Raw genomic sequence first — 23163 nt, 5'->3', positions numbered from 1 at the left:
CTTAGCCAATACCTAGGCCAAGAATGCCAAGCCGCCTGCGGAATGCAAGTACAGAAATCTGCTCATCAGACGGAATCTCGATAAAACCTCGCAGTTCCCATGTCTTGGCCCATTTTTCCTGACCACCTTCCGGAATCACTGCCTTGCCCGCACCGGATCGGCCGGCTTGCGGCGGGCTTAACTTTAAACTCGGCTGGGGCAGCTGAATTGGGAGCAGCGCCATTCCCCTCTCGGCGACGCACATGGGGCTCAACGTGTGCGTGCTTGGTTCTTCGATCGTCGTCAGCTGAGTGCAAATCGGCGTTCCGGCGTGCGCACTGATTCAGCGGCGCAGGCGAAAAAACCCGGCGTTCGTCAAGGCCACTGTCATCGTGACCCCTTCGGCATTCGTCGTCACTGTACCGGATGCGTTTTGCCAGGCAGCGCCCTCAAGAAGCAGTGATTCCTGCACTTGATAATCCTGCGCAAACAGCGGCCAACTGACCTGCGCGGCGCCGTTGGTGAACGACACCGACAATGCCGGCCGCGGCTCCGGGTCGTTCGGCCCAAAAACCGGACCGTTGCTCGTGCTTTCAAAGGCTCCCATGTCGCGCGCGGCGGCGCGAATGCGCCACATGCGATTTGTCACTTCGTTCAGGAAATACTCGCGCCCCGGAGGCGAAAGAACATCCGGGTTGGCGGCGCCGATGCACACACTGTCCTCAGCCAGCCTGAAATCCTGATTGCTCGCATCCCGGAATCCAGGCGCGGAGGATTGCACCGAACCTGTGAGCGGTCCGATGGTGGCGTTGGGCCGCAGCCAGTTGTTCTGCCCCCTCACAGTTCCCGCTGCGGGGTTGTCGTTCAGGAAAGGCCGGCCCGTTCCTGAAATAATGTTGTTGGAGATTTCTGCGTTCATCGCAGTGCCGTCACCGTTGGCAAGATGAATGAAAGAGGCGTTGCCCCCGTTGCCCACGAATGTGTTGTAAAAGGCATGCACATTCAGCGTGAGATTGGGGAGTTCCGCGTCATTGTAAACCGCCACCACCTGTGAATTGTTCAGCGGGTTCGCCTTTTGCACGATCACGTTCCCGCGCAGCGTCATCGTCTGCGTGAACGGCCCGCTGCCGCTGAAGTCGTCGTCCGTCATGAGATCGCCCTCATACGAGTTCGCCCGCGCGAACCAGTTGTATTCGATCAGCGACCTCCGGCAGCGGATATGGAAGTTCTGGCCCTGGACGGGATCGTGCACATAGCAGTAGCGCAGGGTCAGGTAGCCACCATAAACGTAGATATTGTGGCTGGGTGCGGAGAGCGAAGCGTTGGTGTTCCCATTGGAATTGAACTCGCAATATTCAACAGTGGCTTCACTGCCTTGCGTTCCACCGGTCAGGCCGTTGTCATTCCATTCAAAGAGGCAGTTGCTGATGTAAAGGTTGGTCGAACTGTTGTAGTAACGGATTGCGGCGGAGTTGCGAGATGCGGTTCGGGCGTTGCGAATCACGATTCCCGAAACGCGATAATGGCGGGCACCCTCGCTGAACTGCCACGCGCCGCGGCCGCGATCCCCCGCTGTATAGCTGCCAGGCGCGGTCTCAACCAACAAGCTTTCGAAATCCCAAACCGGCCGATTCGCGGGATCGGCCGCGCGAATGATGATTGGATTGGTGGCGTTCCCCTGCCCGGTCAGGTACACCCGGAAGCGATACGTCCCCGGTTCGATTACGACTTCATCGCCCGCCTTCGCTGTCTCAATCTTAGAGTAGCTGTCGTTGGTCGTGACGTTTATGACAGCGGCATGGAGCGGGAGCGAGGTTCCGGCAACGATCACAGCAAGGAAGTGGCGCCAATGGATCCGCAAAGGAATGTTCATGCCGGAATTTAGCACCGGATGTGGCACGCCTGCCTAAGATTCAGTCGGACGCTCTGCGGCAAACGCGGCATGTCCATTCAAACGTGCGTGCAAAAATCCGCCACGAAGGTTGGCCACATTTTCAAAACCCCGGCCGTTCAAGGCGCAGGCTGCCAGATATCCCCTCTGTCCTTTCTGACAATAGGTGACGATCCGCCGGTCCCGCGGCAGTTCGTCCAGCCGGCCGCGCAGTTCGGGTAACGGAATATTGACCGCATTCTCCAACCGGCCGGTTTCCCGCACTTCATCGGCATCGCGCACATCCAGAAGGAATTCGCCGTCCGGCGCCCAGCTTTCGGGAGCCACCGTTCGGATATCCCCGCGCGCGATATGCCCGGCGACGAACCCCGCGACATTGACCGGATCGTTGGCCGCGCCGAAAGGCGGTGAGTAGGCGAGGTCGAGGTTTTCAAGGTCGAATACCGTCATGCGCGCCGCGATTGCCGTTGCGAACACATCCACCCGTTTGTCCACTCCTTGCTCGCCTAAAACCTGGGCGCCCAGCAACCGGCCGCTGCCCTCCTCTGCAACGAGCTTTATCAACACCGGCTTTGCTCCGGGGTAATAATGGGCGTGGTCATAATCCCGCGTGAGGCTGGTGAAGTGGCTGAAGCCTGCACGACTTGCCTGGGCCGTGTTCAAACCTGTGAAGCCCGCCGTGATGTTAAGGACCCGCACAATCGATGTTCCCAGCGCGCCCGCGTAAGTCATTCGCCCTCCCGCCGCATTGGCCCCGGCAATTCTGCCCTGGCGATTCGCCGGTCCTGCCAGAGCGATCCTGGCCCTCGCTCCCGTCAATGCGTGGGCCGTTTCCGCCGCGTCTCCAACCGCAAAAATATCGGGATCCGATGACTCCATGCGCCCATTGGTTTTCACGCCGCCTGTAATTCCAATTTCCAATCCAGCCAGGCGGGCCATCTCGACCTCGGCTTTTACCCCCACACTGAGCAAAACAAGATCAGCTTCAAGCTTTGTCCCGTCCTCGAATTCAACGCCCTGCGCCGTGAATCGCGCCGCCTGGGAGTTGGGACGGAAGCAGAAATCCGGCCGCTCGACCTGTCCCTTCAGGTGTTCTGCCATGTCCGAATCCAGCAGCGGCAGAATATGGCGATTCCGTTCAACGATCGTCACGTGAAGTCCCCGGCGATGAAACGCTTCGGCCATTTCGATTCCGATGAATCCTCCACCAATGACGACGGCGCGGCGCGGGCGTTTGTGTTCCAGAAACGCGGCAATGCGATCCATGTCGGGAATGTCTCGCAAGGTGAACACATGCGGAAGATCGATTCCAGGGATCGGCGGAACAATAGGCTTCGCACCCTGGCTAAGGATCAAACGATCGTAGTGCTCGTCGCGCTCGGCGCCATCAGGGCCTTTCACCCGAATGGTTTTGGCGGCACGGTTGATCGCGAGGACTTCATGCCGCACGTGAGCGTGAATCCGCGACCTTTCCCAAAGCTTCTCCGGGGTCATGATGATCAGCTTCGATCGATCATCGATTTCCCCGGCAATGAAATAAGGGAGGCCGCAGTTCGCGAATGAAATAAATGCGCCGCGCTCGAAAAGGTGAATCTCGGCCTTTTCATCCACCCGGCGCGCCCTTGCAGCCGCTGACGCGCCACCGGCAACGCCGCCTACAATGAGGATTCGACGCGTTGCTTTCATAGATCTCCCGGACGGTTCGCACCGCAGCAGCCTGGCTGTGGCGGCAGGCTCGTCTGATTCCACGGCATCCGCGCGAGGACAAGCGCAAGTCCGCAAGTTCCGGTCAGGCCGGCGAACAGGAGGCCCGCGCCCATCAGCAGTGGAATCACGGCGAACCGCAGATCCACCGCCAGAGCGAGAATGGCGCCCGCGGCTGAGATCAGTCCCACAACCACCTGCACCTGCCGCATGAGCGGCAGCACCTGCGAGGTTCCGCGCACAACGGGCAGGCCGGCATCGATCCATGCCTGGATTCCCCCTTCGACGAGAAGGGCATTGCGAATTCCCTCCTGCTCCAGCCGCTCAATGGCCCGGCGCGCCCGGCTTCCCGATTGGCAAAGCACATAAAGCGGATTGTCATCTGCCTTCCGTTCGTGCAGACAGGCGTCGGCAGAGAGCTGGTCCAATGGACTCAAGCGGGATCCAGGGATATGCACAGACCCGTGCTCCGCAGGGGTCCGGACATCGAGAAGGTTCACGGAATGGCCAGCCGAAACCACGCGGGCGAGTTCCGCGACGCTGATCGATCGCGGTGATTGCTTTGACTCCTTAATCATGGAATGATCATATAACCATATAGGCATATGGCAACAGGTAAACAGAAGCGGCTTCTGACGGATGGCGAGCTTGAAGGTATTGCGCAACATTTTCGCCTTCTGGGCGAGCCGATGCGGCTGAAGATTCTCCAGGCGCTCTGCCGCGGGCCCCTCAGTGTCAATGATATCGTGACTGCGGTCGGCGCGACCCAGGCAAACGTCTCAAAGCATCTGGCGCTATTGGCGGCGGCCGGGATCCTGACACGCAAGAAGGAGGGCCAGTGCGTTTTCTACGGGATGAAGGACCAGCTCACGATCCGCCTGTGTGAGTTGGTGCACGATCAGCTCATCGCGTAAGTTCTGCGGGATCTGCCTCCGTTGTTCACCCGAGATTTTTTCACCCAAAAGGTGATTGGCGACGCGAGCCACACCCGGCGTAGTCTCTTGGCATTCCGGAGCATCAGAACCCTCTGGAACCCGGCGGATACAACTCTGCCGTGCAATGCGGTCAAAGCAACCCAGGAAACCTATGTTCAACCTAAACCAGATCCGATTGCTCGCGCTGTCCACAGTGTTGGGCGCTTGCGTGTCGAGCGCCTCGGCGCAAAAAACCTTCGTGAATGCCACTTCCGGCGCGGCGGGGAATACCACCCTTGCCAATGGTGGCTTGTTCTCTCCTCCACTCAACGGCACCACCGGCGCCGATCAACTGTGGGAGGAACGAACCACATTCGCCAGCGGCGGCAATGTGTTTGAATCCCAGGGCGAATCCGCCGGGGAAAATGCCCCGCGCCTCGCCGTCAATCTTTCCCTCGCCAACGGCACCTACAATATCTACGCCTACTTCTGGTCACCCGGAACCGAGACAGCCGATAACCAGCAGCAATGGCTCCTGCGTGCCGGGCTTCAAAACACCGCTGAAGAACTCCAGCTCTACAGCCGCGTTCTCGGCGTGGTCACAACTCCCGTCAACGAACCCGGAATGCAGATCGCAACGCAGGTCACCTCGGGCGACGGCTTTGACGTCGCGCCGACCCTATTCACGGAAAACAGCCGCAACCTGTGGGAGGCTTATCTCGGGCAGGCCGTGGTGAACAACGGCACGTTGCAGGTGTTCATCGATGACTATTCACCCGCGACAACCGTCAACAACCGCACCTGGTTTGATGGCGTCGGCTTCTCCGTCGTTCCTGAGCCATCCTCGATCGCGCTGTTCGGCCTCGGCCTCGCAGGGATGCTGGCGCGCCGCCGAAAGTAACCACTGCGTCGGAGGGTAGATTCACAAAGGACGCCAATCAGCTTTGGCGTCCTTTTTCCTGTAAAACCGAAATCAAACTCGCGTTCCGCGCATGAAATCCCGCCTCGATCCCGCCATTCGACTGATCCTCCTTGCTGCCCTGCTTCATCTGGCGGCAGCTCCTGGCACGGTGGCTCAGACAAATTTCGCGACCATTGCACGGGATGGAGCGTGGACCTGGTACAACGATCCGCGCGCGCTGTTCCACAATGGGAAGCTCTACTTCGGGTTCGTTCGCGCAGCCGACGGAAAAAGTGCCCTCGGCGTTTTCGACCTCGGCACAGGCATCGGCACCAACCTCTGGGCTTCAGACTTCACGCAACTGGACGATCACAACAACCCGGGCCTGCTTTCGAAACGAGACGGCGGGCTGCTCGCGATTTATGCGCGGCACATTTCTGACCAGTTTTTTGCCTATCGCCTTTCCACGTCTCCCGAGCCCGCCACTCCGGCCGATTGGACATCCGAACAACGGATTCCATCGAGCGGCGCAGGGATGACCTACGCCAATCCGTTCCAGCTTTCTGCTGAGGCAGGCACAATCTACAACTACTGCCGCAACCTGAACTTCAATCCCACGGTATATGTGTCAACCAATGGCGGAAGCAATTGGACGTCGCCCCGCCTGTTTATCCAGGCTGGCACGGGCGGCTCGGTTCGTCCTTACGTGAAGTACTCGTCCGACTACGAAAACCGCATCGACTTTCTCTACACGGATGGCCATCCGCGCGATGTCGCAAACTCGCTGTATCATCTCTACTATCGGGATGGCGCTTACCACAAAACCGACGGAACCGTCGTCAAAAGCTTTTCCAACCTGCCAATCCTCCACGATTCCGGCGAGCGTGGATCGGTGATCTACCAGTACAGTGCCGCTGCACAAAGCGATCCCAATCAATGGATTCCCACCGCCCGCGCCTGGTGCTGGGAAACAGCAACCCACACCAATAATCAGCCAGTGTGCGTGTTCACAGTTCAGCGCGACAACGTGATGGGAGGAAACTGGTTCGACGATCGAATCTATTACTATTACGCGCGATGGACTGGAACGAACTGGCAGAAGCGCTTCATTGCTCATGCAGGGCGGCCGCTATATTCGGCTGAAGACGATTACGCGGGCGGCATTTGTGTTGATCCGAAGGATCCCAATGTCATCTACATTTCCAGCAACGCCGCTGATCCATTCAACCTCGCGAATACCGCCAACGTTCCGTTGCGCGCAGCCGAACGATACGAACTCTGGCGGGGCGTGACGAGCGACGGCGGTTTAACGTTTGATTGGACGCAGGTGACACACAACTCGACAGTCGACAACCTGCGTCCCTATATTCCGCGGCGCAATGGCGGCGAGCCTTGCGTCATTTGGTTTCAGGGAAATTATTCCACCTACACGTCGTATTCCACATCTCTCGTGGGTCTCTTTTCCACACGGGTTCCAACGCCTGCTCCCGCGCCGCTGATTACTTACGTGGATGCGACCACCGGAATGTCAGGCAATACCACGCTGGCAAGCGGGGGCGTGTTGAATCCCCCCGCGACATCCAGCGGAACCGACGGCGTCTGGCGCCTGCGAACCCTGGGAAACTCGGCGACCACTTTTGAATCGGGAGGCGACACATCGGCTGCCGGCAATGCTGCGAACGGAAACAGCGAAGACACACCGACTCTAAAAACAACCATCAGCGGTTTGACTCCGGGTGTGGTCTACAACATCTACGCCTATTTCTGGAGTGCCGCCGGATCTCAGGATTGGCGGCTGCGCGCGGGCCTGACTAATCTTGGCGGATCCTTGCCGCTGTTCGCCAATTCGACCCACCCCACGCCGGTCGCGTCTGAGTTCAGCAATCCACCGTTGATCACCGAAGCGGATCGCACGTTGCAGCAGGCACCCCTTGGATTTGCTGTTGCGGATGCAGAGGGGAAGATTGAGGTGTATGTGGATGACGACCCCGCCGCGCGGGCGGGAATGGCGAATGGCTGGAACCTTCGGACGTGGTACGATGGCGTCGGCTACTCGCGCGCAACGAGCTCCACGGCCGCCAAGGTGAACGCCAGCGCGGACGGAGCAAGCCTTTGGATTTCCTGGCCCGAAACGCACATTGGATGGGTGCTGCAATCGCAGACGAACGCATTGGACTTCGGCCTGACAACGGACTGGCACGACGTCAGCGGGACGAGCCTCGTCACGCAGGCTGTCGTCGGCATCGATCCATTGGCGGAAGCCGTGTTTTATCGTCTGCGACATCCCTAGCTGGTGAAGACTACCCACTTGGGGAGCTAGTCGCTGCGAGACACAACGACAACGCTCTCACGTCATGATTGCATCGTTTCAGAGGCTTCGAACGCGTTTGGCCGTCCTGCTGGCGTGCGCCAGCTTTGTTCCACAATTTCTGTCGGCGCAGGCTCCTGTTGGATGGACGTTGATCTGGTCAGACGAGTTCTCGCAACCGAACGGCAGTGCGCCCGCCTCTTCCAATTGGGTTTACGACATCGGCGCCAGCGGATGGGGCAACAACGAATGGCAGTATTACACGTCTCGCACGAACAACTCGCGAATCGAGGACGGACATCTCGTGATTGAGGCGCGCCAGGAAAATTTTGCGAGCAGCAGCTACACCTCTGCCCGGCTGAAAACACAGGGGAAATGGTCGTGGCGCTACGGACGCATTGAGGCGCGGATTAAGATTCCCCGAGGGCAGGGCATCTGGCCTGCGTTCTGGATGCTCGGAACCAACATCGCCTCGGCCGGTTGGCCGTCATGCGGAGAAATCGATATCCTGGAAAACATCGGCAAGGAACCCACCATCGTTCATGGCACAATTCACGGCCCCGGATACTCCGGCGGCAACGCAGTCGGCGGACCCTATTCGCTGGCGAACAACGCTCCCTTTGCTGATGACTTCCATGTCTACGCCGTCGAGTGGACGACCAACTCAATCCAGTGGTTCGTGGACGGCCAGCAGTATTTTAGCGTTACGCCGGCGAGCCTTCCCACAGGAGCCGCTTGGGTGTTCACAGATCCGCAATTCCTGATCCTTAACCTCGCAGTTGGCGGCAACTGGCCCGGATATCCGGATGCGACAACCGTGTTCCCGCAACGCATGACCGTTGACTACGTCCGCGTGTATGCGCCAGCGGCGCTAACCTCGCCGAACACCAATGCCCTGATCAATGCGGGATTCGAAACCGGTTCGCTATCGTCTTGGACGCCCTATGGCGCCGGGTTCAACACACTTCATCAAACCATCAAATCCGGGGCCGTCCACAGCGGAAATCATTCGTTCAAGGTGTTCGGCCGGTTCAACGGAACGGAAAACTATTCCGGCATTTTCCAGGATAGAACGGTCGAACCCGGCCAGGTGGGTCGGGCGGATGCGTGGGCGTTCACACCTGGAAACGATCGTATCGCGGGAGCCAATTCCGCGTGGGTTGAATTGTCGTTCCGCGATGCCGCTGCAAACGTGCTGGCCTTGTATCGCTCGAGATTCCTCGATTCCGCGTCGCCGCCGGGCAGCTGGGTCCGGCTGCGGGTGGATATTCAGTTGAACCCTGCTAACTCTGCCGTGATCGGAACGGTGACCAACCTGATTGCGCCCGCGAATACCAGCGCGATGCGGTATCAGGTTGTTTTCCGCCAGCCCGCCTCGGCCAGCGGTTCAGTTTCTTTTGACGATCTCCGCGTGGAACTCGACCCGGTCACTGAAGTTCCTGCGTTAGCTTCCTTTGCATTGAATGAGAACGGGATGCATTTCCGGTACCCTACCTGCCTCGGCATCCCTTACCAGCTGCAGGCCAAAGATCAGCTCAATAATCCTGTCTGGACTCCGATTTCCACCGCGTCCGGCGACGGCGGCGTGCTTTCGGTCCCTGTCGAAAATGCCGACGATGCCGCTTTTTTCCGCATGGTTCGTTTGTTGGAGTAGCACAGGCGCGCGGCATTCATGCCGCTTCAACACGGTAACTTGCGAATGCGATGGCGGCGGTCTACGCGTCCTGCTCACGACCGCTGAAGCGCCGTGAAACGGGGCGCTCCAGGCGCTTGACTTTTCCCAGGCGGAAAGAGAGAACGAATGCGCCAGAATCTGTTGCCCCGGCACGACCTGACCCGACATGCGCTTGAAGCCGTCTCTCCCCACTCCTCAATCGCGAATCCGCTTTCCACTGAACGCCTTGCTCGCCGTTTGCTGCGCATCGTCGCTCAACGAGGCGATTGCGGCCGAAGGCGTTTTGCGCTCCGCAGCGGCAATCCGCAGCCTCTCCGTTGAGGAGGCGCAGCAAAAACGCAGGGTTCACCTCCGTGCAGTGGTGACGTTCTCCGACTCCCGGCTCTATTCACGCTTCGTTCAGGACGACACCGCTGGCATTTACCTGTTCGACGCAGGTCTTCCGCTGGAAGTCTCGCCAGGCCAGTTGGTCGAGGTCGAAGGCGTCACGAGTCCCGGAGAATACGCACCCATCGTTGTTCCGGAAAAAATCACTGTTGTTGGCGAAGCGCCATTGCCGAAGCCAAAGCCCGTCACTTACGAGCAGCTCGCCAGCGGACAGGAGGACAGCCAGTTTGTCGAAATCTCGGGGATTGTTCGTTCAGCGACTCTTTACGAAGGATTCCCCCATCACGTGATCGAGATCGCGACGGGCGGCGGGCGTCTCACCGCGTTCGCCAGCCAGCTGCCCGTGGAGAGGAATGCCGATTTGCTCGACAGCACGATTCGAGTGCGAGGCGTCTGCTCGACGCAATTCAATCACCAGCGGCAATTGTTTGCCATTCGGCTGATGGTCCCACGGCCGGAGGATCTCGTCATTGAACAACCGGCACCCGCGGATCCATTTGCGATCACGCCGCGTCCCATGTCGAGCCTGCTGCAGTTTGCGCCACGTGAATCATACGGCCACCGGGTGAAAGTTGCGGGCACCGTCATCCTGTATGAGACAGGCCGCCGCATTTTCCTCCAGGACGGCGATCAGGGCGTGGAGGTGCAGACACGCGAGCGCGAACCGCTTGCGCTGGGTGATCGCGTTGAGGCCCTTGGATTCGTTGCGCAGGGCTCGTATACGCCGATGCTGCAGGATGCGGTTTATCGCAAGACCGCACACGGCGCCGCGCCCGCCCCCGCCCGCGTGACTCCCGATGAAGCATTGAAGGGAAAGCATGATTGCCGTTTGATTGAGGTGTCAGGGAAGCTGCTCGACCGCGCAATCCACGGGACCGAACGTTACCTGATCCTGCAGGACGGGGAATTCACATTCCACGCCTACCTCGATCAACCTCTGGGCCAGGATGCGTTCTCGTCAATTGAGAACGGCAGCCGAGTCCTGGTCACCGGCGTCTGCCGCATCGTTCCCGGCGAATGGAGCGCCGGCGATCATTGGCGGGCGCGATCCTTCCGCGTTCAAATGCGTTCCCGCGCCGATGTGCTCGTCTTGCAATCGCCACCGTGGTGGACACTGCAAAAGGTGCTTTGGATGGCAGGCGCGCTGGGCTTCGTCGCGGCGGCGGCGTTCACCTGGGTCATGGTGCTGCGGCGGCGCGTGGCGACCCGAACGCAGGAACTGGAAGTGCAGATCATTGAACGGCAGCGCGCCGAACGCCAGCGCCTCATCGAACAGGAACGGACCCGGGTTGCGCAGGACCTGCATGATGAACTCGGCGCAACACTCACGGAAGTGAGCATTCTGGGATCGCTCATTCGCACGCCGTCGCTTCCTCCTGAAAATCGCGAGCGTTACCTGTCCAAGCTTGCCGAGGTGTCCCGCGCGGTCGTTGCGACGCTCGATGAAATCGTGTGGGCGGTGAATCCCAAATACGATTCTGTCGCTTCACTCGCGAGCTATTATTCCCTTTTCGCCCAGCGCTTCCTCAACCTCGCCGGCATGGCCTGCCGCCTGCACGTAGCGGATTCGTTTCCGAATACCCCGCTGGATTCCCGATTACGCCACGGCGTCTTCCTCGCGTTCAAGGAAGCGCTGAACAATTCCGTCCGCCATTCCGGCGCGTCGGAAGTGCGTATCGCGATGGAAGCAACAGAGGACCAATTGCAGATCACAGTGGCAGACAACGGCCGCGGATTCGCTTCAACTGAGGGATTGCCCGGGAGCGACGGACTGGCAAGCATGACGGAGCGAATGCAAAAGCTCGGGGGGCAATGCCAGGTCCGCAGCGTTCCTGGGGAAGGCACCACGGTGGAACTTTCGCTGCCGCTTTCGGAACACCCGACCTCATGACCAAAGTTGCCATTGTTGAAGATAATCGAACCACCCGCGAGGGACTCGAAACGATCGTCAATCTTTCAAGCGAATTCCGCTGCGTCTGCACCTGTTCCACCGCGGAGGAGGCGCTGCGCGTCCTGCCGAAGCACGCACCCGAGCTCGTGCTCATGGACATTCAATTGCCGAACATGTCGGGAGTCGATTGCGTGGCGAGGCTCAAGGAACTCCTGCCTGCGGTGAAAGCGATCATGGTCACCGTGTATGAAGATCCCGATCGCATTTTCAGCGCGCTGCGTGCCGGCGCTTCCGGCTACCTCTTGAAAAGATCAATGCCCGAGGACGTTCTGAATGCCATGCGCGAAGTGCAGCAGGGCGGCGGAGCGATGAGCGGTGAAATCGCCCGCAAGGTGATCGGCTATTTCCGGGAACAGACGACGATAACAGAAGAGGTGGACCGGCTGACCACGCGCGAGCGCGAAGTCCTGGAACTTGTGGTCCATGGCTTGTCCAACAAGGAGATTGCCGAGCGCCTCAGCGTTACCCTTGCTGCTGTGCGATGGCACCTGAAGCACATCTATCACAAGCTCCACGTCCATTCCCGAACCGAAGCCGCCCTGAAATTCCGGCCAGCCAAATAGCCCGTCACCTCCAGCTCAACGCTGGCTCAGTTCAGCATCCAATTCGATCGCTTTGCCCTTCGAAATTTCAACTGCCGCCGTTCGTTGTCCGTAACGCAGGGTTGCTTGATTGCCGAGCAGCGAACGGACGCGCGCGTGCGTGAGGCGCCCCTCGTGCCAGGCGATGTCGATTTCAAATCCGCCGCGAGCGCGCAGTCCTTTAACGGAACCCGAGGCCCACGCATGAGGCAAAGCGGGCAACAGCGTAATCGCGCCGTCATGACTTTGGATCAGCATCTCGGCAATTCCCGCCGCGCCCCCAAAATTGCCGTCCATCTGGAACGGCGGATGTGTGTCGAACAGGTTTGGGAGGGTCGATTTCTGGAAGAGTGCCACAAGGTTTTCATGCGCCTTTTCCGCATCGCGGAAGCGGGCCCAGAAGTTGATGATCCAGGCACGGCTCCAGCCCGTGTGGCCGCCTCCTTTTGAAAGCCGATGATCGATGCTCTTGCGCGCGGCGGCGACCATGTCAGGCGCATTATCCAGGTTGAACTGGCGGCCGGGGTGCAGCGCGAACAGGTGCGAAATATGGCGATGACCCGGCTCGGCCTCTTCAAATTCCTCCGCCCACTCCATCAGCCGGCCGTCGGATCCGATCGTGGGCAGCGCGAGTTGCGACAGCGCCTTTTCAACGCGGACAGTAAAGTCATCACGAATCCCCAGTTCACGCGCTGCTTCCAGTGTGTTGCTGAAAACGTCCCAGATGATTTCCTGGTCCATGGCGCAGCCCATCGTCAGGTTCACGCGTTTGCCATCCGGCGCAACAAACACGTTTTCGGGTGATGTGCTCGGGCCGGAAACGAGCTTCCCTGTTTTTGGATCCGGCACAAGCCAGTCGAGGTAGAACAATGAAGCCTCGCGTAGGATGGGATACGCGCGATCCCGGAGAAACGCGCGGTTGCCCGTGAACCGGTAGTGCTCCATGAAATGTTGGGAACACCATCCTCCGCCCATCACCCACATGCCCCACTGTGGACTTCCGTAGAGCGCATTCCATCGCCATGGATCGCTCGTCAGGCATGCGGCAAATCCGCCGCAACCGAGAGCCTCCGCCACGCGCCGGCCCGACGGAACCAGTCCATCAATGAAATCGAAGAAGGGTTGATGACATTCACTGAGGTTTGCGACTTCAGCGTGCCAGTAGTTCATCTGCAGGTTCACATTGATGTGGTAATCGCTGTTCCAGGGGGCGCGCATGTGTTCGTTCCAGAGCCCCTGCAGGTTCGCGGGCAGGCCGCCAGGACGCGAACATCCCATCAACAGATAACGGCCATACTGAAAATACAGCGCTGCCAGCGCGGGATCGTCCGAACCTGCCTTGACGGCTTCGAGTCGCGCGCGAGTGGATTTCGCGGGCGTTGCTCCGAGAGCCAGATGCACGCGGCGGAAGATCTCCCGATGCGCCGCGACGTTCCTCGCACGCGCGTTGGCGTAGCGACGATCCACCTTGTTCAACGCCGCGTCACAATCATCACCCAGATCGCGCCTCAGCGGCTGCAGCGGCTCGTCGCGATTGTAATCCGTCGCCGCCGCAAGGATGAGCGTGACTGCGTCGGCGTCCACAATCTCCAACTGATTGGACGAGGCGTAATTCGCGCCCCCTTCATTGAGAACCCGAAGCCGCGCTTCAAAGCGCACGCCTTTGTGCTCGAGGCCGTGTGCCGCCTGTCCGCGCATGACGAGCATGTTTTGCTGCGCGACCACTGTCACACCGGGTCGCGACAGCGATACGCGAAAGGAAATCTGCTTCGGCCTGCTGGCAGTGAGCCTTACGAGAATCACATCGTCGATGCGGCTTGCGAAGACTTCACGGCGGAACTCCACGCCGCCCTGTTCGTACACGGTGGTTGCGATGGCATCATCGAGATTTAACGAACGCCGGTAGCGTGCTGGTTCGCTGGCCTTGCCGAAGTCGAGTGTCAAGTCCCCCAGCGGCTGGTAACTGCGTGGTTCAACGGGTGAGGACATGATCTGCCGATGCACGAGTTCCTGTGCTTCGCTGAACTTTCGATCGAACAGCAATTGCCGCGACTGCGCGAGCAGTGCGGCGCGATTAGTTCGCGGTTCCGGCACCGGCGGTCCCGCCCAGATGGTTTGCTCATTCAGCTGAATGCGTTCGCGCTCGATTCCGCCAAACACCATCGCCCCCAGCCGCCCGTTTCCGACGGGAAGCGCCTCATTCCATTCCCCTGCAGGTTTATCGTACCAAAGCGTGAGCGCATCTGCTGCAGGCGCCGCGGCCGCGATTGAAACCGCGCAGAACAGAATTGGAAGGAGGCTGAATGGGTTCATAAGCAGTTCCTGAATGCGTCGCAGGTACTGCAGCGCCCGGGCAGTTAATCGCGAAGCACGGCGCGGTTCAACGGCAATTGACGGCGAACCTCGCCGGAATCTGTAATGAAAAGTAACGGCAACGGCTGCAGCGTTGGCAGGCGCAGCGCATGTTGAAACCGTTGTTGCTTTCTTCCTCACCCCTGCGCCGGCGTTGCGTGCCAAATCCCGCTTGCCAAGTTCCGGACCCACGCGGCAATCTTGCACATGGCAGCAAGCAAAGATTTCGACAGTGTTGATTCCCGATTTTACAAGGCCGCGGATGCTTTTTTTCCCAGCTACAGCGGCATCGGCCTGACGTTCGACGACATCACCCTTGCCACGCAGTATTCGGAGGTTCTGCCGCGCGACACCCACCTGGAAGTTCAGCTTGCGGACAGCCTGCAACTGAACATTCCCGTGATCTCTTCCGACATGGACACGGTCACCGAATCGCGTATGGCCATCGCCATGGCTCTGAATGGCGGGCTCGGATTGATTCATTACAACATGCCTGAACGCCAGCAATTGTCCGAGGTGAGCCGCGTCAAGAATCATGTTCACGGCCTGATCCAGGATCCGATTCGGGTTTCCCCGGACCAGTACATCGGCGACGTGCTGGAATTGATCGAACAGAAGCGTTTTGGATTCAGCACCTTTCCCGTTGTGGACAACAGCGGCCGCTTGATGGGTTTGCTTTCGGGCCACGTCGTCAAACCGCGTTACGCCAAGCAGAAGGTTGCCGAGGCACTCACTCCGCGGGACCAGGTGGAAACCATCAACAGGAAGGAACTGGGCAAGGACGCAATCGCCCGCGCTGACCGGTTCTTCACCGAGCATCCTGGCATTCACAAGCTTCTGGTTGTCGACGAGAAGGATCATCTGCACGGCTTGTTCACGATGAGCGATGTCGAGCGCATCACCCAGGAACGCAACGCGCAGTTCAAGGCGGCACGCGACGCGCAGTTCCGCCTGATCTGTGGCGCGGCCGTTTCAGCGACGCGCAACGCATTCGGCGAATTGGATCGCGAACGAATCCTGAACCACGTGGGAGCGCTGGTCGAACGCGGGCTGGACGTGGTGGCGGTCTCCACGGCGCATGGTCACAGCAAAGGCGTTGGGGATACGGTGCGGATGTTGCATGATGCGTTTCCGAAGCTTCCGATCGTAGCCGGCAATGTGACGAGCGCTGATGGCGTGCAATTCCTCGCGGATTCCGGCGCGGCCGCGGTCAAAGTGGGCCAGGGTCCGGGCTCGATTTGCACCACGCGCATTGTTGCGGGGGTTGGAATTCCCCAGATGACCGCGCTCTATGTCGCTTCGCAAGCGGCCAGAAAGAAAAAGGTGTGCATTCTCGCCGACGGCGGCATCACCAAATCCGGCGACATCGTGAAAGCATTGACCCTCGCGCACGGCGTGATTTGCGGCGGAATTCTCGCAGGCTGCACGGAAGCGCCGGGCGAGGTCATGGAAATCAGCGGCAAACTCTACAAACAGTATCGAGGGATGGGCAGCATGGCCGCGATGAAATCAGGCTCGGCCGCGCGCTACGGTCATGAAAAAAATCCCACCCAAAAGGTGGCGCCCGAAGGCGTTGAAGCGTTGAAGGAAGTGGCGGGGCCAGTCGACCGCGTCCTCGCGCAGTTGATCGGCGGCATCCAATCCGGCATGGGCTATCTCGGCGCGGCCAACCTTCTCCAGCTGCGGGAGAAGGCGCGTTACATTCGGGTCAGCCCCGCGGGACAGCGCGAAGCAGCGCCACACGACGTTGTTGAACTGAAGACGGGACGCTAGACCAAGCGGCGCTCGAACAAGCGCTGCAGCAGTGGCCGGCTGCGGCGAATCAGCGATTCGGCTGCGGCGTGTAGCGCAAATAAGGTTTCACCTTGCGCACGCCCTTCGGGAACAGCTTCGCCGCTTCGTCGTCGGATACCGCCGGTGTCACGATGCAGTCCTGCCCATCTTCCCAATTGGCAGGCGTCGCGACGCGATGCTTGGCCGTAAGTTGCAGCGAATCAATTACGCGCAGGATTTCCATAAAGTTGCGGCCCGTGCTTGCCGGGTAGGTGATGGTCAGCTTGATCTTCTTGTCCGGGCCAATCACGAAAACCGACCGCACGGTCGCCCTGTCGTCCGCGTTGGGGTGGATCATGTCATAGGCCGCCGCCACCTTGCGTTCGGGATCCGCGATGATGGGAAAGTTCATTGCGCACGCCTGCGTTTCGTTGATGTCCCTGATCCAGCCGTGATGGGAATCAAGCGGATCAACGCTGATTGCAAGAACCTTCACATTGCGCTTCTCGAATTCGGCTTTGATCTTTGCGACGGCTCCCAGTTCGGTCGTGCAGACCGGGGTGTAATCGGCAGGATGGGAAAAAAGAACGCCCCATGAATCGCCGAGCCAATTGTGGAAATCGATTTCTCCCTCCGTCGTCACCGCGGTGAAATTCGGAGCCATGTCGCCTAATCGTAATGCCATAAAATCTAAAGCTGTGATGACTCCGTCAGCGCGATGTCATCGGGTAATGCCCTGCTTTGTAAGGCATCCGGGCATTTCGTTCAAGGTCAAGCTTCGCCGTTCAGACCCTCCAAACGGAAACCTGTAATAGCGAGGTGGCGATTGCTTCTGTAATGGCTGGAAACGAACAACGATAAATGCCGCTTTGTCTCAGAAGGAAAACAGGTTATCCATGCAAGCACACCAACTGATGGAGTGAAAAGCGCATGAGAGTGTTGCCAGCTCGATCTCTTTTTCCATGGACTTTGCTTGTCGCCTGGATATTCACGGCCGCGGACTTGCCCCTGGCAGGAGCGCAGGAACCGCCGTCGATCCTCCAGCAACCCGGCAGTCAAACCGTGTTTCCCGGCAACACCGTAACGTTCAGCGTCGTCGTGACTGGAACGCCTCCCTTCAGCTTTCAATGGCTTCGCAATGGAAACGTTCTCGTGCCTTGGAGCCAGGCGGGCCCCGCCTTGACGCTCACGAACGTGCAGGTATCCAATGCAGGCCAATACGCCGTGATGATTGCCAATGACGCCGCTCCGCGCGGAATCGTCAGCAGCAGTGCAGTCCTCAACCTCTTCGGGCCGTTGACGCTCGTCGAAACCCCGGAAAATATCAACGCGCTGCCGGGAGAAGACGTGAGATTGGAAGTGGTCGCAGCCGGGAATCCACCCATCTTTTATCAATGGCAGTTGAACGGAGTTCCGCTCGCAAACGAAACCAATTCTGCATTGGATTTCACGAACCTGAATGCACAGGACGGTGGAGCGTTCAGCGTCATGGTTGTGAACCCCGAGCAGGCGATCATGCCAGCGCCCGCATTGCTCGTCGTCAAGGACGCTACCGATCCCGCACCTGCGGACGCCTTCGAATCACGACCGCACCTTCAAGGAATGCAGGGAATCCTGCAGGGGAACAGCGCGAACGCAACCAGCGTCAAGGGAGAGCCTGTCTTCACTGGCGGGGGCCGGACGGTCTGGTTCGAATGGCTCTGCCCGACGGATGGCATTGCAACCATCACTGCGCGCGGCAGCGGGTTCGACACGCTGCTCGGCGTGTTTACCGGCAGTTCGCTGTCAACCCTCAATCTCGTTGCATTCGATGATGATGCAGGTGGATTCAAGACGAGCCGGCTGGAGTTTAACGGAAAAAAGGGAACGAGTTATCAGATCATGTTGGATGGCTTTGACGTGGCGGGAGTGGGCGGGCCATTCACGCTCACCTGGGGAATCCTTTCCACCACAGATGTCGTTCCAATGTTCCTGTCCCCGCCAATGTCGCAAGCTGTGCTCAACGGCAGCAACGCAACCTTCCAGGTCGCGGCCGGACCGCCGGGAATTGCGTATCAATGGTTTTTTGAAGGCACGGCGATCAACGGCGCAACTGGCCGCGTGTTTCGTGTAATGGACGCCGGGCCTGATGATGTCGGCTTCTACTCAGTTCGCACAAAGAGCAGCACCGGGATCGAACGGGAAAGCGGGCGGGCGGAACTGCAGATTGCAACAACCTCAGGCGCCCTCTTGCACCCCAAGTTCCAAAGTGTTTCGCAACCCTCGGCAAACGGCAACCGCCCGGGCGCGGGTTTCATATCGATCGGCATTGGCGGCACCGACTCGCTTCATGCACCCGCGACCAACGCCGGCGCGGTGCACCTGACTCCGTGTAATAATCCGTTTTCAAGCAAGTATCGTTACCGCGGACTCCAGGCAACCAACACGGGCTCCATCCACGTAACATCCGCTGGCAGCGATGTCCTGACGCGTTTGGCAGTCTACCTGGATCCAATGAGCATTCACACCACACCCCTGGCGTGCGACACGAGCAGCGCGCTCGTCGAGCAGCCTGGAAAAATTCTGTTCCAGGCGACGAACGGGGCCAAATACATGATCGTGGTCGAGGCATATCAGTCGAATGGTGATCTTGACCTGACGTCCTCAATGGGCATCGCGCCAGCGATTCCCGAAGCGCCCGGCTACCACTGGCTTCCTGAAGGCGGCGGCATGGTGTTGAACATGCCCGCCACCAACTGGGTTCCCGCGCCTGCATGTCGATGGCGCCTCAATGGGCAGGACATCACTGGCGCGACGGGGCCGGCGCTCGCGATCACTGGTTTCAACGAGGCGAAGGTGGGCACGTATTCAGTCGTGATGAGCAACTTCGTGGGTGTGGCGACCAACACGGTTGCGATCATCAATCTGCTGGATCCGCCCGTGTTGCGCGCATCGTTAATCTCCCAAACCACGAATCCTGCGCTGTTGATTGCCGTGAGCAACGCAGTTCCATTTGTGCTTGTCACCAAAACGAACTTGAGCCCTGGCCTTCCGTGGCAGCCGCTCGTGACGAACCAGCAAACAGGGGGAACATTCCTGTTCACCAACGGCAACCTGCTGGCAGATCCAATCCGTTTCTTTGGCGCTCTCCCATGGCCTCCAACGGGGCCCTGAACTGCGTCGCACTGCCACCATGAAATCGCCACGTGCAGCGAACGCGGTGCCCTCGTTTGGCATCTTGCTGATGATGGTGGCGCTCATGCCGGGTTCGCTGCGCGCGCAAACCTCGTCTCAATCATCCCGGGCTGTTGAGCCGCCCATTGTTCTTACCGTCGAAGGAACCAACGTGTGGATCCAGCGTCATCGTTCAAACGCCTGGAGCGCCGCTTACCCACGACAACGGCTCAACGTGCGGGACCGCGGCCGCACCGGTGCCGACAGCCGAACATCCATTCGCCTGTCAGATCTCAGCGTCCTTCGGATTGGCTGGCACAGTGAGTTTGAAATCCAACCGCTTCCGTCTCCCGAAGTCGATGCAGAGTTCAGCCTCAGCCGCGGGCTGATGCGCCTGTTGAATCGGGATCGCCCGGGCAGGCACAGATTCGTCACCCCGACGGCGACCGCCGCAACGAGAGGAACTGAGTTCGTTCTGAAGGTGGATGAAGGGAGTGGACGAACAACCCTGACAGTTTTCGCGGGCTTGGCGACCATGACAAACGGGCTCGGCGCCGTGGAACTGAATCCTGGCGAACAGGGCATTGCTGAAGCAGGCCAGCCGCCGCGAAAGACAGCCGTGATCGATGCAACTGCGATCGTGCAGTGGTGCCTCTACTATCCAGGTGTGCTCGACCTCGATGACCTGTCGCTCACCGCGAATGAAACTGCAGCACTTGCCGCCTCCCTTTCGGATTATCGCAGCGGTGATGTGTTGCGGGCACTGTCATCGTATCCACCGAATCGGACTCCCACCTCAGATTCGGAACGCATCTTTCTCGCGGCGCTGCTTCTGGCGGCCGGCCAGGTCGAACGTTCAGAAACAATTCTCGCCACGCTTGAGCAAAACGCCTTCGAATCCTGGAGCCAGCGTCTGGCGCCGGCACTGAAGGTGGTTATCAACGCAGTCTCCGGCCGTCCAACCGGCAGCGCAGCGCGATCCTCAACGACCGCGACGGAACTGCTCGCCGAATCCTATGCGCATCAGGCGCGGTTCGAGCTCGAGCCCGCACTGGAAGCGGCGCGGCGCAGCGTCAGGCAATCTCCGCAATTTGCATTTGGATGGGCTCGCGTTGCAGAGCTCGAGTTCAGTTTTGGCCGGATCAAACCCGCACTCGCAGCTCTCGACAAAAGCCTCGCGCCTGCCCCGCGGAACGCGCAGGCCGTGGCTTTGCGCGGATTCATGCTCAGCGCGCAGAACAATTTGCGGGAGGCGCAGAGCTGGTTCGAACGTGCCATCGAACTGGATGGCGGACTCGGCAATGCATGGCTGGGGAAAGGTTTGTGCCAGATTCGCCGGGGCAGGCGCGAGGAAGGCCGTTTCGATCTTCAGGTCGCAGCCGCAATGGAACCGCAACGTTCGCTGCTTCGGAGTTACCTCGGCAAAGCCTTCAACGACACAGCTGATTACGCGCGTGCGGGAAAGGAATTCTCGATTGGCAAAAACCTTGATGACATGGATCCGACAGCGTGGCTCTATTCCGCCCTGCTGATGCACGATCTCAATCGTGTAAATGAATCCGTCTGCAACCTGGAACGCTCGCAGGAGTTGAACGATAATCGACGCGTCTTCCGATCGCGGCTGCTGCTGGACCAGGATCGAGCGGTTCGCGGTGCGAACCTCGCCAGGGTATATCGCGATGCAGGAATGACCGAGGTGAGCGTTCGCGAGGCTGGCCGCGCCGTTAATGCGGATTACGCCAATTACTCCGCGCATCGATTTCTCGCCGACAGCTACAACGAGCTGCGCGACATCAACCAGATCAACCTGCGTTACGAGACCGCCTGGTTCACGGAATACCTGCTGGCAAATTTGCTCGCGCCTGTTGGTGCGGGCCCGTTGTCGCAATCCGTCTCGCAACATGAATACTCCAAGCTCTTCCAGCGCGACGGATTCGGCATCACGTCCGCAACGGAATACCTGAGCCATGGCGAATGGGTTCAAAACACGGCGCAGTTCGGCACTTTTGGCGACAGCAGTTACGCAGCGGAATTCTTCTATCACTCCGACGCCGGTCACCGCCCCAATAACGACCTGGAACAACTTGCGGCCGTGGTCAATCTCAAGCAGCAACTGACGCCACAGGACAGCGTGTATCTGCGCCTCAGCTACTCGGAGAACGAATACGGCGACGTGAATCATTACTATCGCGACTCCGACGCAAACCCGGGCCTGCGGTTCACCGATGATTACGCGCCATCCGTGCTGGCTGGATATCATCGAGAATGGAGTCCCGGTCATCACACGCTTTTGCTTGCCGGGCGTATGGAGGAAACCCTGGAAGTCAGGAACCCAACGCAAAGCACGTTGCTGCTGGATCGCGGTTTCACGGGAGTCATCGGCGCTGTGACGCCGCTGTTGTACGAGCAGCACTACCGCAGCAAGTTCGAACTTTACACGGCCGAACTGCAACAGATCGCGCAAGTCGGGGATCACTCGTTCGTGTTCGGCGGCCGCTTTCAATCGGGTGATTTTAAAACGCGCAACGCGCAATTCAACGGCCGCCTTTTTAACGGGCTTCCCTTCGACGTTCCCATTACAAACCAGGTGGCGCCATCGATGGAGCGGCGAAGTGTCTATCTCTACGATCATTGGCAGCTGGTTCCGTCGCTCCTCTTCGCGGGCGGGATCACTTACGACTGGCTGTCCTATCCTGGAAATTATCGATACGCCCCACTCATCGAGAAGGAGCGGGAAAGCGAGCATCTGCTTCCCAAGGCGGGCTTGATCTGGACGCCCACGGCGACAACTACATTCCGAGGCGCCTGGTTGCGCAGCGTGGGCGGCGTGAGCATTGATCAAAGCGTGCGCCTTGAACCTTCACAAATCGCCGGTTTCAACCAGGTGTTCCGCAGCGTTGTTCCGGAATCCGTCGCGGGCGCGAATTCGGCGCCGGAATTTGAAACCTGGGGCGCGTCGATCGAACAGAAGATCGGGCGCCGAACGTTCGTTGGAGTGTTCGGAGAACTGGCCTCTTCGGCCGTGGAGCGAACGATTGGCGTCGTCAGTCTCTCCACGTTCACGGGTCTCATACCCGCAAGCACGCGGGAGAAACTGGATTTCGAGGAACGTTCGCTGGGCATCACCTTTAATCAGTTGATTGGCGATGAATGGTCGGTTGGCGCGCGTTACCGTGTGAGCCAGGCGGAGCTGAATCGCGCTTTCCCGGAAATTCCCACGTCGGCAATCACTGCCGGTGGATTGGAAACCCGCCAGGATCTGGAAGCTGTGATTTATCAGGCGGAACTCTTTGCGCTGTTTCACCATGCATCGGGTTTCTTCGCGGGCGCCAGCGCAACCTGGACAGGGCAGCACAACCGCGGTTATTCGCCAGGCCGGCCAGGAGACACCTTTTGGCAGTTCAATGTGGAGGCGGGTTATCGCTTTCCAAGGCGCCGTGCAGAACTGCGGCTGGGATTGCTGAATCTCACAGACGAGGATTACCGGCTCAATCCGCTGAACCTCACCCAGGACCTTCCGCGCGAGCGCACCATAGCAGTGAGCGTGGTTCTCAACTTCTAAGAGTTCAGACTGTCGCGCTTCGTTGAACTTTC

15 protein-coding genes are annotated in these 23163 nt (G+C 59.3%); 9 read left to right on the top strand and 6 right to left on the bottom strand.

The features are described 5' to 3' along the window. Window position 1: 1 nt before the first annotated feature. The 4 genes from VEH04_16105 to VEH04_16090 form a co-directional block, all read right to left on the bottom strand. Complete coding sequence (locus tag VEH04_16105; protein HYG24303.1) at window positions 2-223, bottom strand: hypothetical protein; 222 nt, start codon at window positions 221-223, stop codon at window positions 2-4. Window positions 224-322: 99 nt separating this feature from the next. Continuing rightward, window positions 323-1852, bottom strand: coding sequence for a hypothetical protein (locus tag VEH04_16100; GenBank protein HYG24302.1), 1530 nt, complete (start codon window positions 1850-1852; stop codon window positions 323-325). Window positions 1853-1885: 33 nt separating this feature from the next. Next, a complete protein-coding gene (locus VEH04_16095; protein HYG24301.1) occupies window positions 1886-3556 on the bottom strand; it encodes an FAD-dependent oxidoreductase in 1671 nt (556 codons plus the stop codon). After that, window positions 3553-4152, bottom strand: a complete 600-nt coding sequence (locus VEH04_16090; GenBank protein HYG24300.1) for a rhodanese-like domain-containing protein — start codon at window positions 4150-4152, stop codon at window positions 3553-3555. Before VEH04_16090 ends, VEH04_16095 begins: the two co-directional genes overlap by 4 nt. Before the next feature lie 27 nt (window positions 4153-4179). On the opposite strand from VEH04_16090, the gene VEH04_16085 reads away from it, so the two are divergent. From VEH04_16085 to VEH04_16060, 6 genes are all read left to right on the top strand, one after another. Beyond that, a complete protein-coding gene (locus VEH04_16085) occupies window positions 4180-4488 on the top strand; it encodes a metalloregulator ArsR/SmtB family transcription factor (GenBank protein ID HYG24299.1) in 309 nt (102 codons plus the stop codon). Window positions 4489-4660: 172 nt separating this feature from the next. Then, the gene (locus VEH04_16080; GenBank protein HYG24298.1) at window positions 4661-5389 is read left to right on the top strand and encodes a PEP-CTERM sorting domain-containing protein; all 729 of its coding nucleotides are present in this window, start codon (window positions 4661-4663) and stop codon (window positions 5387-5389) included. Between the two features lie 91 nt (window positions 5390-5480). Continuing rightward, window positions 5481-7679 carry a BNR-4 repeat-containing protein gene (locus VEH04_16075; protein ID HYG24297.1) on the top strand — a complete coding sequence of 733 codons (2199 nt, stop codon included), beginning with the start codon at window positions 5481-5483 and terminating at the stop codon, window positions 7677-7679. Between the two features lie 64 nt (window positions 7680-7743). After that, the gene (locus VEH04_16070; GenBank protein ID HYG24296.1) at window positions 7744-9351 is read left to right on the top strand and encodes a family 16 glycosylhydrolase; all 1608 of its coding nucleotides are present in this window, start codon (window positions 7744-7746) and stop codon (window positions 9349-9351) included. A 193-nt stretch (window positions 9352-9544) separates the two neighbouring features. Next, the gene (locus VEH04_16065) at window positions 9545-11650 is read left to right on the top strand and encodes an ATP-binding protein (GenBank protein ID HYG24295.1); all 2106 of its coding nucleotides are present in this window, start codon (window positions 9545-9547) and stop codon (window positions 11648-11650) included. Continuing rightward, a complete protein-coding gene (locus VEH04_16060) occupies window positions 11647-12273 on the top strand; it encodes a response regulator transcription factor (GenBank protein HYG24294.1) in 627 nt (208 codons plus the stop codon). Before VEH04_16065 ends, VEH04_16060 begins: the two co-directional genes overlap by 4 nt. Window positions 12274-12288: 15 nt before the next feature. Here the strand turns inward: VEH04_16060 and VEH04_16055 are convergent, their stop codons facing one another. Then, window positions 12289-14604 carry a glycoside hydrolase family 95 protein gene (locus tag VEH04_16055; protein HYG24293.1) on the bottom strand — a complete coding sequence of 772 codons (2316 nt, stop codon included), beginning with the start codon at window positions 14602-14604 and terminating at the stop codon, window positions 12289-12291. 246 nt (window positions 14605-14850) lie between these two features. On the opposite strand from VEH04_16055, the gene VEH04_16050 reads away from it, so the two are divergent. After that, window positions 14851-16416, top strand: coding sequence for an IMP dehydrogenase (locus VEH04_16050; protein HYG24292.1), 1566 nt, complete (start codon window positions 14851-14853; stop codon window positions 16414-16416). Between the two features lie 49 nt (window positions 16417-16465). On the opposite strand, the gene VEH04_16045 is transcribed toward VEH04_16050, so the two are convergent. Then, window positions 16466-17101 (bottom strand): peroxiredoxin, encoded by a 636-nt coding sequence (locus VEH04_16045; protein ID HYG24291.1) that lies wholly within the window; start codon window positions 17099-17101, stop codon window positions 16466-16468. 245 nt (window positions 17102-17346) lie between these two features. Between VEH04_16045 and VEH04_16040 the strand changes: the two genes are divergently transcribed. Beyond that, the gene (locus VEH04_16040; GenBank protein ID HYG24290.1) at window positions 17347-19569 is read left to right on the top strand and encodes an immunoglobulin domain-containing protein; all 2223 of its coding nucleotides are present in this window, start codon (window positions 17347-17349) and stop codon (window positions 19567-19569) included. A gap of 19 nt (window positions 19570-19588) precedes the next feature. After that, window positions 19589-23131, top strand: a complete 3543-nt coding sequence (locus VEH04_16035) for a FecR domain-containing protein (GenBank protein ID HYG24289.1) — start codon at window positions 19589-19591, stop codon at window positions 23129-23131. The last annotated feature ends 32 nt before the right edge of the window (window positions 23132-23163 follow it).

The organism is Verrucomicrobiia bacterium (assembly GCA_035629175.1).
Classification (GTDB): Bacteria; Verrucomicrobiota; Verrucomicrobiia; order Limisphaerales; family DASXHY01; genus DASXHY01.
The sequence above is the reverse complement of the archived record's forward strand: the minus strand, read 5'-3'. Positions and strand labels throughout refer to the sequence as shown.